Origin of the sequence: Streptomyces sp. SID5910 (assembly GCF_009862125.1) — a bacterium.
Lineage (GTDB): Bacteria > Actinomycetota > Actinomycetes > Streptomycetales > Streptomycetaceae > Streptomyces.
On record NZ_WWHX01001003.1, the window covers coordinates 1 to 13,519 of the forward strand.

Below are 13,519 nucleotides of genomic sequence, written 5' to 3' on the forward strand. Positions count from 1 at the left end.
CCGGTCCTGCGCCGAGGCCGGACCGGCGGCGCCGAGCGCGGCCAGGGCCCCGGCACCCGCCGCCGAGGCGAGGACGGCCCGGCGGCTCACGGAGGGCGACGGGGGCGTGGCGGACGAGGGGGACACGGACGGCGAAGGGGACACGGAGGACGTCGGAGTACGCATGCGGAACTCTCCCTGCGATGGATGAGCGCGGGACGGAGGCGTGCGGGGGTGGGGAACTCCGCGACAGCATGTAAGCGGTTGCTACCGGGCCGCAAGAGGGGAGGGGAAGTTACTGCCTTTTTCTATGACCGACTGCGGTCAATCAGGGACCAATCAGGGACAAGGCGCGCGGTAACCGGTCACACTCAACCGTTCTTCGTGGTCCGGGGCGCCACGGATTCGCGTACCACGATGTGCGTGCCCAGCCGCAGCGCGCCGGTCGTCGGCTCGCGCCAGTCGTCCTCGTCGCCGCCGGACACGGCCAGGCGTACGGCCTGGCGGCCCATCTCCTCCAGCGGCACGTGGACGGTGGTCAGCTTGGGCCGCATCTCCTGCGCGACCGGGATGTCGTCGTAGCCCACCAGGGAGATGTCTCTCGGCACCCGGCGTCCGGCCTCCTCCAGGGCCTGGGCGGCACCGGCGGCGACCACGTCGTTGGCGGCGAACACCGCAGTGAACTCCAGTCCGTCCTTGAGCAGTTCGGCCATGCGCCGGTGGCCGAAGCCGCGGCTGAACGCGCCGGGGTGGACCAGGTCCGGGTCGGGTGTCACGCCGCGCAGCCCGAGCGCGCGGCGGTGGCCGGCCAGCCGGTCCCGGGTGGTGGAGAGTTTCGGCGGCCCGCCCAGGTACAGGATGCGTTCGTGGCCCTGCATCAGGAGGTGGTCGGTGATGGCGAAGGCGCCGCCCTCGTTGTCGTACTCGACCGACACGGTCGGTACCTGCTCGCCGAGCGGCGGCCGGCCGCACAGCACGAGTTTCGAGCCGTCGGCGTCCAGTTCCCTTGCCCTGCGGGCCAGTTCGGAGGTGTAGGCCCGGTCGGCGATGCTGCCGCCGACGACGATGACCGCGTCGGCCCGCCGTTCGTGCATCAGCTCGACGAAGGCCAGCTCGCGCTGCGGGTCGCCCTGGGTGCAGCAGACCAGGCAGAGCCGGCCGCCCAGCGTGGCCTCCCGCTCCACCCCGCGGGCGATGTAGGCGTAGAAGGGGTCGACGACCTCGTTGACGATGATGCCGACCGTGCGGTTGGAGACGCCGGCGAGGGCGCGGGCGTGGGCGTTGACGACGTAGCCGAGTTCGCGCATCGCGGACTCGACCCGCTCCCGGGTGGCCTCGGCCACCGGGTAGTTCCGGTTCAGTACGCGCGAGACGGTCGCCGTGGAGACGCCGGCGAGGCGTGCCACGTCGGTGACCGTGGCCCGCCGCTGCCCGTCCGCGGCCGTGCTCTGCCTGCGCATCCGGTCCACCCCCTGCTGGCTGTCGTGTGACGAAGAGCCTAGAGCCTGCGGTCCCCCGGCGTTCACGCGATCCGCCCCAGGTCGCCCCGGTGCACCGGGTGCGCGAACGCCCGCCCGTGCGCGTAGCGTTCCAGCTCGTCGACGGCGAGCGCGCCGAGGCGCCCGACCTCGTTGCCCTGGGCGCCCGCCAGATGCGGGGTGATGAAGACGTTCGGCAGGTCCCACAGGGGGTGCCCCTGCGGCAGGGGTTCCGGCGAGGTCACGTCGAGCACGGCGTCCAGCCGCCCCTCGACCAGGTGTTCCGTCAGCGCCTCGGTGTCCACCAGGGCGCCCCGCGCCGTGTTGACCAGGAGGGTGCCGGGCCGCATCAGGCCGATCCGGCGGGCGTCGATCATGCCGCGGGTCTCGGGGGTCTCGGGGGCGTGGACCGTGACCACGTCACTCCTGGCCATCAGGGTGTCCAGGTCGGTCGGGGTGACCCCGAGCCGTAGTGCCTCGTCGTGGCCGACGTAGGGGTCGTACAGCAGGACGTCGGCGTCGAGGATCCGCAGGAGTTCGACGACCCTGCGGCCGATCCGGGAGGCGCCGACGACGCCGACGGTCAGGCCGTGCGTGCCGAGCCAGTGCTGCCGGTCCAGGTCGGCGCCGGTGCGGTGGGTGCGCCGGGAGCGGAACAGCTCGGCCAGCGGGAACACCCGTTTCGCGCCCATGATGATGGCGGCCAGCGTGTACTCGGCGACCGGCACGGCGTTGGCCGCGGCGGCGGAGGAGACGACGATGCCCCGGTCGAAGGCGGCCGGGGACAGGAACGTCTTGACCGTTCCCGCCGCGTGGATCACGGCGCGTACCTCGGGTGCCCGTTCAAGCAGCTCCGCGTCGACCGGCGGGCACCCCCAGCCGGTCAGCAGGACCTCCGCCCCGGCCAGCGCCGCCGCGGCGTCCGGCGAGTCGAACTCGCTGATGACGCAGGGGCTGTTCAGGTCGGCGACGTCCTCCAGCCGGGCCCGCACGGGCGGCGGGAAGACGGCGTCGAGCAGTCCGGGACTCATGACCAGCACCGTGCGCGGCCGCCCGGGTGGCCTGGTCGTCGCCTCGGCCCCGGAACGAGCCGGCACCTCTTCGGTGGTTCGCACCCTGCCTCCGGACAGTAATCGTGTTCTATGGAATGACCGGCACGCTAGGGAGCCCTGGGCCCGGCCGTCAAGCACCGGTGACCGCTCAACTGGGCACTTTTGGCTGCCTTTTGCGGGTACGTCCTGCAGAAACCCGCACCGGCGAGCGGCGCGCAACACAGCCGTTCCATCACATCTCTTGACGATGGGGTTAACCGCTTACTAACTTGCCGCCGCAGAAGGTCACCAAGCGCCACCCAGCCGAACAGGACGCGCCATGGCTGAATCAGCACCCCCGCTGCCGAAGGACCGGACCCTGTGGCAACGCATCAAGCGGGACCGGGTGATGCTGCTGCTCGCACTGCCCGGACTGCTCTACTTCATCGTGTTCCACTATGTGCCGCTGCTCGGCTACGTCGTGGCGTTCCAGGACTACGAGCCGTACCTCGGGTACATGCACAGCGTCTGGGTGGGCTTCTCCAACTTCACCGCGGCGTTCGGTGACGCGGCGTTCTGGACGGCGACGTCCAACACCCTGGAGATCGCCCTCATCCAGCTGGTGTTCTTCTTCCCGGTCCCCGTCGCCCTGGCCCTGCTGCTCAACAGCATCACCAGCGACCGCGTCCGGCGGTTCGTGCAGAGCGTGGTCTATCTGCCGCACTTCATCGGCTGGGTGATCATCGTCTCGATCTTCCAGCAGCTCCTGGGCGGCGCGGGCCTCCTGCCCGACGTCCTCGCCGGGCTCGGTCTGCCGCGCTACGACATGATGAGCGACCCCGACGCCTTCCCCTGGCTGCTCACCCTCCAGGTGGCGTGGAAGGACGCGGGCTGGGGCACGATCATCATCCTCGCCGCGCTGCTCAACATCGACCGGCAGCAGTACGAGGCCGCCGCGATCGACGGCGCCGGCCCCGGGCGCAGGCTCTGGCACGTCACCCTGCCGGGCATCGCCCCCGTGCTGATCCTGCTGCTCATCCTCAACCTCGGGCAGATCCTCTCCGTCGGCTTCGAGCAGATCCTGCTCCAGCGCGACGCGGTCGGCCCGGACGCCGGCGAGGTCCTGGACACATACGTCTACTACCACGGCATCAAGGACAACGACTGGGGCGTCGCCGCCGCCGTCGGCCTGGTCAAGGCCGTCATCGGCACCGCCCTCGTCCTGGGCGCCAACAAACTCGCCCACCGCCTCGGCCACGAAGGGGTGTACCGCGGTGCTGACCGCTGAGAAGACACAGCCCGGCTCCCTGCCCACACGGCCGCCGGCGAGAACCGGCCGCCCCACGGTGAAGAAGTCCGACGGCCGTCCGCCCTGGATGGAGAAGCCGACGCTCGCCGGCCGGCTGGCCAAGGGCATGGCCCTGGTGGTCGTGGTCGCCGCCGTCGCCTACCCGCTGCTCGGTGTCATCGGCACCAGCTTCGCCTCCCAGAGCGACATCATCCGCTCCACGGGCCTCGTCCTGTGGCCCGACCACCCCACGCTCGACGCCTACCGCACCATCTTCACCGGCGGTGTCGTGACCCGGGCGCTGCTGGTCAGCGTCGGCATCACCGTCGTCGGCACGCTCGCCAGCCTGCTCGCCACCATCGGCATGGCCTACGGCCTGTCGCGGCGCGACGTCACGGGCTCCCGCTTCATCCTGATGACGGCACTGTTCACGATGCTGTTCAACGCGGGGATCATCCCGAACTTCCTGCTCGTCAAGGGCCTCGGCCTGTACGACACCTACGCCGCGCTGGTGCTGCCCACCCTGGTCAGCGCGTTCAACCTGGTCGTCCTGCGCTCCTTCTTCATGAACCTGCCCGAGGAGCTGTACGACGCGGCGAAGGTCGACGGAGCGGGCGACCTGACCGTCCTCGTGCGGGTGGTGCTGCCGCTGTCGAAGGCCGTGCTCGCCGTGATCAGCCTCTTCTACGCCGTCACGTACTGGAACGCCTTCTTCAACGCGCTGCTCTACCTCAACGACTCCGACAAGTGGCCGCTGCCGATGGTGCTGCGCACCTACGTCCTCCAGGGCCAGAGCCTCAACAGCGCCTCCGCCGGCGAGGCGCTCGCCCCGCAGCAGGCCGTGCAGATGGCGGTCCTGGTGATCGCCGTCGTGCCGATCCTGCTCGTCTACCCCTTCCTCCAGCGCTACTTCACCAAGGGCGTGCTCACCGGCGCCGTCAAGGGCTGAGCGCGAGCGGCTCCGGCCCCCTCCCACCTCTCAAGGAGATTTCCGTGTCGAGCTCCACTCACCTCAACCGCAGAGCACTGCTCCGCATGGGTGCGGGCGCCGGTCTCGCACTGACCGCCGCTCCCCTGCTGGCCGCCTGCGGCGACGGCGGCGCCAAGGCGAAGGCGGAGGCCAAGAGCGCCTCCCTGCTGCCCCGCACCACGGTGCGCAACATCGGTCTGAACCCCGACCTGCCCGGCACCGCCCAGGGCGTCCCGCAGGGCTACTTCCGCTACCCCGCGAAGCCGCTGCGGGCCACGAAGGGCGCCCCGCTGAAGGGCGCATCCACGATCAGCGCGACCCTGGAGACCTTCTCCCCTCCCCCGCCCGGCCGGTCCCGCAACGCCGCCTGGCAGGAGATCGAGAAGCTGCTCGGCGGCAAGGTCGACATCACCGCGGTGCCCGCCGACGACTACGGCACCAAGTTCTCCACCATGGTCGCCAGCGACAGCCTGCCCGACCTGTTCATGTATCCCGAGGTCGGCGGCGTCGACAACAAGGCCGCCTTCCTCGCGGCCAAGTGCGCCGACCTCACCCCGTTCCTCGCCGGCGACGCCGTCGAGGACTACCCGAACCTCGCCGCGATACCGAAGGCCGCCTGGCAGGCCGCGATCTTCGGCGGCGGGCTCTACGGCATCCCGATCGCCCGCACCGGCACCGGCGGAGCCGGGTTCTACCGCCACGACCTCTTCGAGGAGATCGGCATCACGAGCCTCGACCAGATCACCGGCCTGGACCGGTTCGTCGAGGCGTGCAAGGAGCTGACCCGTCCCGGCAAGGACCAGTACGCGGTCATCGCGGGCGTCACCAACGTCCTCGCCATGTCGGCGGGCGCCCCCTACTTCTGGCGGCTGGACGCGAAGACCGGCAAGTTCACCACCGACCTGGAGACACCCGAGTACCGCCAGGCCGTGGAGACCGCCCGGACGCTCTACAAGGCGGGCTGCTTCTACCCCGGCACGCTCCAGATGTCCGGGGCGCAGAAGGCGCAGTACACGGACATGTTCAAGAACGGCAAGGGCGCCTACGTCTACGACGGCCTGCCGACGTATCTGGCGCCGGGCGTCGGCTACGTCGCCGCGATGAAGGCGATCGACGCGTCGTACGACCCGAGGCCCTTCGTGCCGTTCGGCAAGGACGCCGTCGCCTGGACGGACAACGTCGAGCTCCAGAACACGCATGTGAGGAAGGCGTCCGACGACCGTGTGCGGCAGGTGCTGGCGCTGGCGGACTTCGCGGCCTCGCCCTTCGGCAGCCTGGAGTACACGCTGATCAACTACGGCGTCGAGGGCACCGACTTCACGCGCGACGCGAAGGGCAACCCCGCGCTCACGAAGCAGGGCAGCCAGGACGTCACCGTCCCCTGGAAGTTCCTGGCGTCCGCGGTGCCCGCGGTCTACAGCGCCGACTCCGAGCCGGGGGTGCGCCATGTGCACGAGACGCTGAGCAGGATGGTCCCGATGATGGAGCAGTCCCCCACCCTCCAGTACTCCTCGCCCACCTGGGACTCCAAGGGCAGCGGCAGCCTCTACACGCTGAGGCAGGACGGGCTCAAGGACATCATCGCCGGCCGCAAGCCCATGTCGGCCTACGACCAGCTGGTCAAGGACTACCTCGCCAAGGGCGGCGAACAGGCCCGGGGCGAGTTCGAGGAAGCCGTCCAGAAGGGGAAGAAGTGACGACGCGCCGCTCCGCCCTCAGATTCGGCGGCGCCGCGGCCGCCGCCGCCGTGGCCGTGCCGGCGTTCGGTTCCCCCGCCTCCGCGCACGCCTCCCGTTTCCGTCCGACGCCCGGCTCCGACGGGGTCGGCGACCCGCTCTTCCCGACCCTCGGCAACGGCGGCTACCAGGTCGTCCACTACGACCTGACCTTCGACTTCACGCCGGTCACGTACGACTTCACCGGCACGGTGCGGATGAACGCCACGGCCACCCAGGACCTGTCCGCGTTCAACCTGGACACCGACGGCCACACCATCGACTCCGTCACCGTGAACGGCGCTCCCGCCACCTGGGCGCTCGCACCGGGCCAGAGCGGCCAGGAACTCACCGTCACACCCGCGTCGCCTCTGCGTGACGGCCGGCCCTTCACCGTCGCCGTCCGCTATCACGGCAACGGCAAGGCGCCCCGGCTCGGCCTCACCGGCTGGAGGTTCGGCAGTGACGGCGGCTTCGCGTCCGCGGCCCAGTCCTCCCGCGCCGACACCTTCCTGCCGTGCAACGACACGCCGTCGGACAAGGCCACCTGGACCTTCCACATCAGCGCGCCCGAGGGCTTCGTCGCCACCGCCAACGGTGAACTGCTGCACAAGTCCCCCGGCGCGAACGGCTCCACGGTCTGGCACTTCGGGCTGCGCGAGCGGATGGCGACCGAACTCATCGGCATCGCCGTCGTCAAGGGCACCTATCTGTACGGGACCAGCCACCGGGGCCTCCCGCTGCGGCACGTCGTCCCACGGGGCAGGGAGGACGAGTTCGCCCCGGTCGTCGCCCGCACGGCCGACCATCTGGCCTGGCTGGAGCGGAAGTTCGGCCGCTACCCGTTCTCCGTCTACGGCGTCCACATCTACGACGGCTACAGCGACGCCCTGGAGAACCAGACCCTCTCCCTGTTCTCCACGAACTGGTTCCGGCCGAACGCGAACGGACACCCCACGTACGAGACCACCATGGTCCACGAGCTGGTCCACCAGTGGTACGGCGACTCCGTCACCCCCGCCGACTGGCAGCAGGCGTGGCTCAACGAGGGCCCCGCCGTGTACTACGCCGCCCTCTACGGCGAGGAACGCGGCTGGTCCGTCCTCGCCGACAAGATGCGGACGACCTACGGCAAGCTCGACGCGATCCGCGCCGCGGACGGCCCGCCGGGACTGCCCAAGGCCCTCGGCGGCACCAACATCTACGACGGCGGCGCGCTCGTCCTGTACGCCCTGCGCCGGCGGATCGGCGACCGCGCCTTCGACCGCGTGATGCGGACCTGGCCCGAACGCTTCAAGGACCGCAACGTCAGCAGTGAGGACTTCATCGGCCACACCGTGCGCGTCACCGGAGACCGGTCCCTCGACGGCTTCCTGCGCGACTGGCTCTTCGGGGCCGTCAACCCGCCCATGCCCGGCCACCCCGACTGGAGGGCCGACGCGTGAACGTCCGGACGCACGCCCTGCGGCTGACCGCCGCCGCCTGCGCGGCCGGCCTCGCCGCCCTGCTCACCGCACCCACGGCCCAGGCGGCCCCGCCGCCCCGCACCCTGTACGCGGCCCCGGACGGCACGGGCACCTCCTGCACCGCCGCCCGGCCCTGCTCCCTGGAGGGCTCCCGGGACGCGGCCCGCGCCGAGACCCGCCGCGACGTCCGCGTACTGCTCCAGGACGGCACATACGAGCGCACCGAACCGCTGCGGCTCGGTGCCGCCGACTCCGGCGGGCAGGGCCGCACCGTCACCTGGACGGCGGCCCCCGGCGCCCGGCCCGTGCTGTCCGGCGGCCGGAACATCACCGGCTGGGCCCCGAACGGCGACGGCACCTGGACCGCCGCCGTCCCGGCCGGGGTCACCCCGCGCCAGCTCTTCGTCGACGGGACGCGTGCCGTCCGCGCCCGCGGCGACGCGTGCCCCGCTGCGGTCTGCGACGCGACCGAGGCGGGGATGACCGGGGCCGACGCCACCGGCGTCGCCCGCTGGCAGCGCCCCACGGACGCCGAGGCCGTCATCCGCGTCCGCTGGCGCAACTACCACTGCCGGATCACCGGCGTCAGCGGCGACCTCCTGACCTTCGCCCGGCCCTGCTGGACCAACTCCGCGAGCGGTACCGACCGCACGGGCCCCGCCTGGGACTCCACGACGGTCGACTCGGCCCGCTACAGCGGGGTCGCGTTCTTCGAGAACGCCCCCGAACTCCTGGATGAACCCGGCGAGTTCGTGTGGAACTCCGCGCAGCGCACCGTGACCTACCTGCCGCGCGAGGGCGAGACCATGCGCGGCGCCCGGACCGTCACCCCGCACACGGAACGGCTCCTCGTCCTCGACGGCGCCCACGACATCACGGTCAGCGGGATCGGCTTCGCGTACGCCGCCTACCGCCAGCCCGACACCGACGAGGGCTACGCGGGCACCCAGGCCGGTCTCACCCTCACCGGCGCGACCGGACCCGTAGACCACGCCGGCCGCCACTACACGAAACCGGCGGCGGCCGTCACCGTGCGCGGCGGCCGGCACATCCGTATCGACCGGGCCGACTTCAGCCGGCTCGGCGGCGCCGGGGCGATCCTGGAGGCCGGCACCAAGGACAGCTCCCTGACCCGGTCGTCCTTCACCGACCTGTCGTCGGGCGCGGTCTACGTCGGCGACACCGAACCACGGCCCGGGGAAGCGCTCGCCGGTGAGCGGAACACCGTCGCGTACAACACCATCAGCCGCTCCGGCGTCGAGTACACCGACTCCGTGGGCATCTGGACGGGCTACGAGGCGGAACTCTCCGTCGACCACAACACCCTCAGCCATCTCCCCTACTCCGGGATCTCCGTCGGCTGGGGCTGGAACCAGCCCGAGGCGCAGGTCTCCGTCCTGCGCGACAACAGGGTGACGGCCAACCGGATCACCGACGTCATGGAGGTGGCGCAGGAGCAGCACGACGGCGGCGCGATCTACACGCAGGGGGCGCAGCCGGGGACGGTCGTGTCGGAGAACTACATCAACCGTTCCGCGTACGGCAACACCGAGCGCGACGGCAACGGCATCTACCTCGACGAGCAGTCCTCGCACATCCTGGTCGAGCGGAACGTCATCACGCGCATCGGCTACAAGTGGGTGTCCAACTGGGCGGACTACGGCATCGAGAACACGGCCAGGTCCAACTGGACGGACACCGGTGCGCCCGGGCTGGGCGGCCGGGGCTCGGCCATGACGGACAACTCCACCGGCCTGGACCGGCTGCCGGCCGCGGCACTCGCCGTCGCCGCCCGGGCCGGTGCCCACGGCGGCCCGGTCGAGCAGTTGCGCACCGACCTGGCCCGCAGGGGCACCGCCACCCAGTCCTCGACCGAGGGGACCGCGTCGGCCGACCTGGCCCTGGACGGCGACATCACCACGGACACCCGCACCCTGGCCGGGCCGGGCGCCTGGTGGCAGGTGGACCTCGGTGACACCCGCCGGGTCCGCCGGATCGAGGTCTGGAACGACGCCTCGATGACGACGGCCGGCTTCGACGTCGTCACCGACGACAGGACGGTCCACGTCAGCGGAAAGGCCCTGCGCCCCACCGTGATCGACCTGGACGCCAGGACCCGCACCGTGCGGATCGCGGTGCCCGGCAACGGCCGGGTCGCCCTGTCCCAGGTCCTCGTCCACCCCTGACCGGCGCCTTACGTATGCCTGCCGCGGACGGCCTCGGCAAGGGCGTTGCCGACGGCCCGGGCGCCTGACGCGTTGGGATGCAGGGGCGCGGCCGGGCGGCCGGGGACCACGCCCTCGATCCAGCGGTCGGAGGGGGCGGCACAGGTGTCGTGTCCGATGCCCGGGGTGAAGGTGTCGACGAAGACGGCGCCGTGCTCCTCGGCCGTCCGCCGCAGTACGGCCCCGAGGTGGTTGATGGCGCCCTGGAGGTAGTCGGCGTCCTTCTTCCAGTAGGGCTGGTCGGGGTAGCAGCCGCCGGGGCGGAAGTAGTTGCCGTAGCCGACGACGAAGATCCCGGCGTGCGGCGCCCGCCGGGCGATCTCGTCCAGGGCGGTGCCGAAGGCCGGTGCCCAGGCGTCGATGCGGGCCCTTATCCTGTCGCCGCCGCCGGCGGTGTTCTTGTCCGCGCAGCTGGTGCCGTGGGGCTGGGGCAGGACGTTGACGCAGTTCAGCGCTTCGCCGAAGAGGTCGCTGTCGTTGCCGCCGAGGGTGATGCTGACGATGTCGGTGTCCGGGGCCAGCGCCTCGTACTGGGGTGCGACTCCCCGGTGCTGTGCGGTGCTCAGATGGCCGACGGTGGCGCCGGAGCAGCTGACGTCGGTGAGCGCCGCGTTCAGGGCCTCGGCCGCGACCCGGGGGTAGTCGGAGAGGGAGCGCAGGCATGCCGGTTCGGCCCGGTCTGCGGGCGGGACCAGCGGGGCGGACGCGTAGGAGTCGCCCAGCGCGACGTACCGCAGGGGGTCGGCGGCCGAGGCGGCCGTGACCGGTGCCACGGCCGACACGACCCCGGCGGACAGAGCGATGGCCAGGATCATGCGCAGTGGTGTCTTCACAGGATGCCTCCGTTCGGCACGCGCGCGTGCGTGATCCTTTCCTACTACGCGCACGTCCGGGCGGGTGCGACGCCGCACGGGGGCGTCATTCCTTCGCGTCGCGTGTCGTCTCTCGGGGGCGACGAGTCCGGTCGGCTTCCCGGGCCACGCGCTCCAGCCGGTCGCGGTAGTCCGCCCACCACGCGGGGTCGCCCGACGCCATGCTGTCGTTGCCCTCGCGCTCCCCGACGCCGCCGTCCACGAGTTCGCGGACGATGTCGGCGTGGCCGGCGTGCCGGTGCGTCTCGGCGATCATGCGCACGACGGCGTGGTGCAGGGTCACCTCGGCCTTGTGGCTCGGCCACCACGGCACCTTGCCGACCGCGTCCAGGGGCAGCGCGTCGATCGTCGCGTCGGCGTGCGCCCACGACCGGCGGTACAGCTCCACGATGTCCTCGCGTGACTCATCGGGCGTCGCCCACATGTCCGCGTTGGTCTCGGCGCCCTCCGCCATCCAGGGCAGCGCCTCACCGGACGGCCTGCCGAAGACGTCGCCGAGATAGCCCAGCTCCATGCTGGCCACATGCTTCACCAGGCCCAGCAGATTGGTGCCCGTCGGCGTCAGGGGGCGGCGGACGTCGTACTCCGGGAGTCCTTCGAGCTTCCACAGCAGCGCGTCGCGGGCGGACTGAAGATAGAAGCGAAGATCGGCCTTGGCATCGGGTGAGGTCATGCGGCCAGTCTGCCGCCTGCGGACGTCCGCCTGCCGGTGGAATTCGGCCCCGGCCGTTCAGGCATTCGGCCGCACCGACGGGCTGTTCGATCATCCGGCGTGTCTGATGCAGACATGTTCAAACCTTCTCGGCGTACCCTGCTCCGCGCCCCGGTCGCCGCTGCGGGCGCGGGCCTCCTGGCTGCCTGCACCGGCCCCGGCCCCGGACCCAGCTCGGGACCGGGCTCCGGACCGGGCTCCGGACCGGGTTCCGGCCCCGGCTCCGGATCCCAAGGAGGGGCCGGCGGGGCGGCGTTCGTCCCCGACGGGCCCTCGGGCTACGTCAATCCGTCCGACCCGGAAGTCCTCGCGGCCGAGCGCGCACGCGGGGCCGGACCGGTGCGCACGTACAGGCTCACCGCGGCCGAGGCGACACTGGACCTCGGCGGGCGGACCGTCCCGAGCTGGGCGTACGACGAGGCGCTGCCGGGGCCGCTGGTCCGTGTCACCGCCGGCGACGTACTGGACATGACGCTCGCCAACCGGCTGCCCGCCAGCACCACGCTGCACTGCCACGGGGTGCGGCTGCGCTGCGACATGGACGGCGTCCCGGGCCTCACCCAGGCCGCGATCCGCCCCGGGGCCGATTTCCGCTACCGCTTCACCGCCGCCCAGCCGGGAACGTATCTGCTCCACTCCCACGTCGGGATGCAGGCCGACCGGGCCCTGTACGCGCCGCTCATCGTCGACGACCCGCGAGAGCCCCTGTCCTACGACAAGGAATGGGTCGTGGTCCTGGACGACTGGCTCGACGGCGTGGACGGTTCCACCCCCGACGAGGTCCTGGACCAGCTCAGGCCCGGTGCCTCCATGGAGGGGGGCCACATGGGCATGGGCCCCGGCCGCGGCGGGGAGCCGAGCCGGCCGGCGACGGCGACGCCCTCGCCGGCCCGGAGGCCCGCGGGTCCCTCGCGCGTGCTGCACACGTCCCACAGCCGGATGCTGCACGGCGAGGCCGGCAGCGTCGCCCACCCCTTCCACCTGGTCAACGGACGCCTGCCCGCTCACCCCGAGGTGTTCCGCTGCCGTCCCGGCGACCGCGTCCGGCTGCGCATCATCAACGCCGGCGCCGAGACGGCGTTCCGGGTCGCGCTGGGCGGCCACGCCATGACGGTCACCCACACCGACGGCTACCCGGTGCGGCACACACGGACCGACGCGCTCCTCGTCGGCATGGCGGAGCGGTACGACGTCCTGGTCACCGTCCGGGACGGAGTCTTCCCCCTGGTCGCCCTGGCCGAGGGCAAGCAGGGCAGTGCCCTCGCCGTCCTGCGCACCGACAAGGGGAGCGGGAACCTCCCCCCTGCCGACGTCCGCCCGGACGAACTCGACGGCAAGACCATCCCCGCACGGCGTCTCGTGCCCGACGACTCCGTGGCCCTGGACGACCGGGAACCCGACCGCGAGATGCGCATCCGGATCACCGGCGGCATGGAGAAGTACGACTGGGGGTTCGACCACCAGGCCTACTCCGTGGAGCAGCGCCGTGCGGTGCACGCGGGTGAGCGGGTGCGGCTGACCCTCATCAACGCCACCGAAATGTGGCATCCGATGCACCTGCACGGGCACACCTTCGCCATCACCGGACTGGACGGGACGGGCGCCCGCAAGGACACCGCGGTGGTCCTCCCGCACCGGAAACTGGTGCTCGACTTCGACGCCGACAACCCGGGGCTGTGGATGCTGCACTGCCACAACCAGTACCACTCGGAGAGCGGCATGATGACGGTGCTGGGATACCGGCGATAGGGCACGCGAGGGGGCCGGCGGCCACTGGACGTGG

General features: G+C 71.6%; 10 protein-coding genes. 6 read left to right on the forward strand and 4 right to left on the reverse strand.

Annotated elements, in window-relative coordinates; all coding sequences use genetic code 11:
• Positions 1 to 350: 350 nt before the first annotated feature.
• On the reverse strand, positions 351 to 1,439 hold the full coding sequence (locus GTW67_RS35625) for a LacI family DNA-binding transcriptional regulator (protein ID WP_161168847.1): 1,089 nt from the start codon (positions 1,437 to 1,439) through the stop codon (positions 351 to 353).
• Positions 1,440 to 1,501: 62 nt separating this feature from the next.
• The gene (locus GTW67_RS35630) at positions 1,502 to 2,488 is read right to left on the reverse strand and encodes a hydroxyacid dehydrogenase (RefSeq protein ID WP_202438141.1); all 987 of its coding nucleotides are present in this window, start codon (positions 2,486 to 2,488) and stop codon (positions 1,502 to 1,504) included.
• 340 nt (positions 2,489 to 2,828) lie between these two features.
• On the opposite strand from GTW67_RS35630, the gene GTW67_RS35635 reads away from it, so the two are divergent.
• The 5 genes from GTW67_RS35635 to GTW67_RS35655 all read left to right on the forward strand — a co-directional run bounded on the left by GTW67_RS35635 (position 2,829) and on the right by GTW67_RS35655 (position 10,113).
• Positions 2,829 to 3,776, forward strand: a complete 948-nt coding sequence (locus tag GTW67_RS35635) for an ABC transporter permease (RefSeq protein ID WP_161168849.1) — start codon at positions 2,829 to 2,831, stop codon at positions 3,774 to 3,776.
• An 88-nt stretch (positions 3,777 to 3,864) separates the two neighbouring features.
• Positions 3,865 to 4,725, forward strand: a complete 861-nt coding sequence (locus GTW67_RS35640) for a carbohydrate ABC transporter permease (RefSeq protein WP_161168855.1) — start codon at positions 3,865 to 3,867, stop codon at positions 4,723 to 4,725.
• A 44-nt stretch (positions 4,726 to 4,769) separates the two neighbouring features.
• Positions 4,770 to 6,443, forward strand: a complete 1,674-nt coding sequence (locus tag GTW67_RS35645) for an extracellular solute-binding protein (protein ID WP_161168850.1) — start codon at positions 4,770 to 4,772, stop codon at positions 6,441 to 6,443.
• Positions 6,440 to 7,906 (forward strand): M1 family aminopeptidase, encoded by a 1,467-nt coding sequence (locus GTW67_RS35650; protein ID WP_161168851.1) that lies wholly within the window; start codon positions 6,440 to 6,442, stop codon positions 7,904 to 7,906. The genes GTW67_RS35645 and GTW67_RS35650 overlap by 4 nt, the downstream gene beginning before the upstream one ends.
• Positions 7,903 to 10,113, forward strand: coding sequence for a right-handed parallel beta-helix repeat-containing protein (locus GTW67_RS35655; protein ID WP_161168852.1), 2,211 nt, complete (start codon positions 7,903 to 7,905; stop codon positions 10,111 to 10,113). The genes GTW67_RS35650 and GTW67_RS35655 overlap by 4 nt, the downstream gene beginning before the upstream one ends.
• A gap of 8 nt (positions 10,114 to 10,121) precedes the next feature.
• On the opposite strand, the gene GTW67_RS35660 is transcribed toward GTW67_RS35655, so the two are convergent.
• Together GTW67_RS35660 and GTW67_RS35665 are read right to left on the reverse strand one after the other, a co-directional pair.
• The gene (locus tag GTW67_RS35660; protein WP_202438142.1) at positions 10,122 to 10,985 is read right to left on the reverse strand and encodes a GDSL-type esterase/lipase family protein; all 864 of its coding nucleotides are present in this window, start codon (positions 10,983 to 10,985) and stop codon (positions 10,122 to 10,124) included.
• 85 nt (positions 10,986 to 11,070) lie between these two features.
• On the reverse strand, positions 11,071 to 11,697 hold the full coding sequence (locus GTW67_RS35665) for a DinB family protein (protein ID WP_161168853.1): 627 nt from the start codon (positions 11,695 to 11,697) through the stop codon (positions 11,071 to 11,073).
• Between the two features lie 114 nt (positions 11,698 to 11,811).
• Here GTW67_RS35665 and GTW67_RS35670 point away from each other — a divergent pair, with 114 nt between their 5' ends.
• Complete coding sequence (locus tag GTW67_RS35670; protein ID WP_161168854.1) at positions 11,812 to 13,485, forward strand: multicopper oxidase family protein; 1,674 nt, start codon at positions 11,812 to 11,814, stop codon at positions 13,483 to 13,485.
• The last annotated feature ends 34 nt before the right edge of the window (positions 13,486 to 13,519 follow it).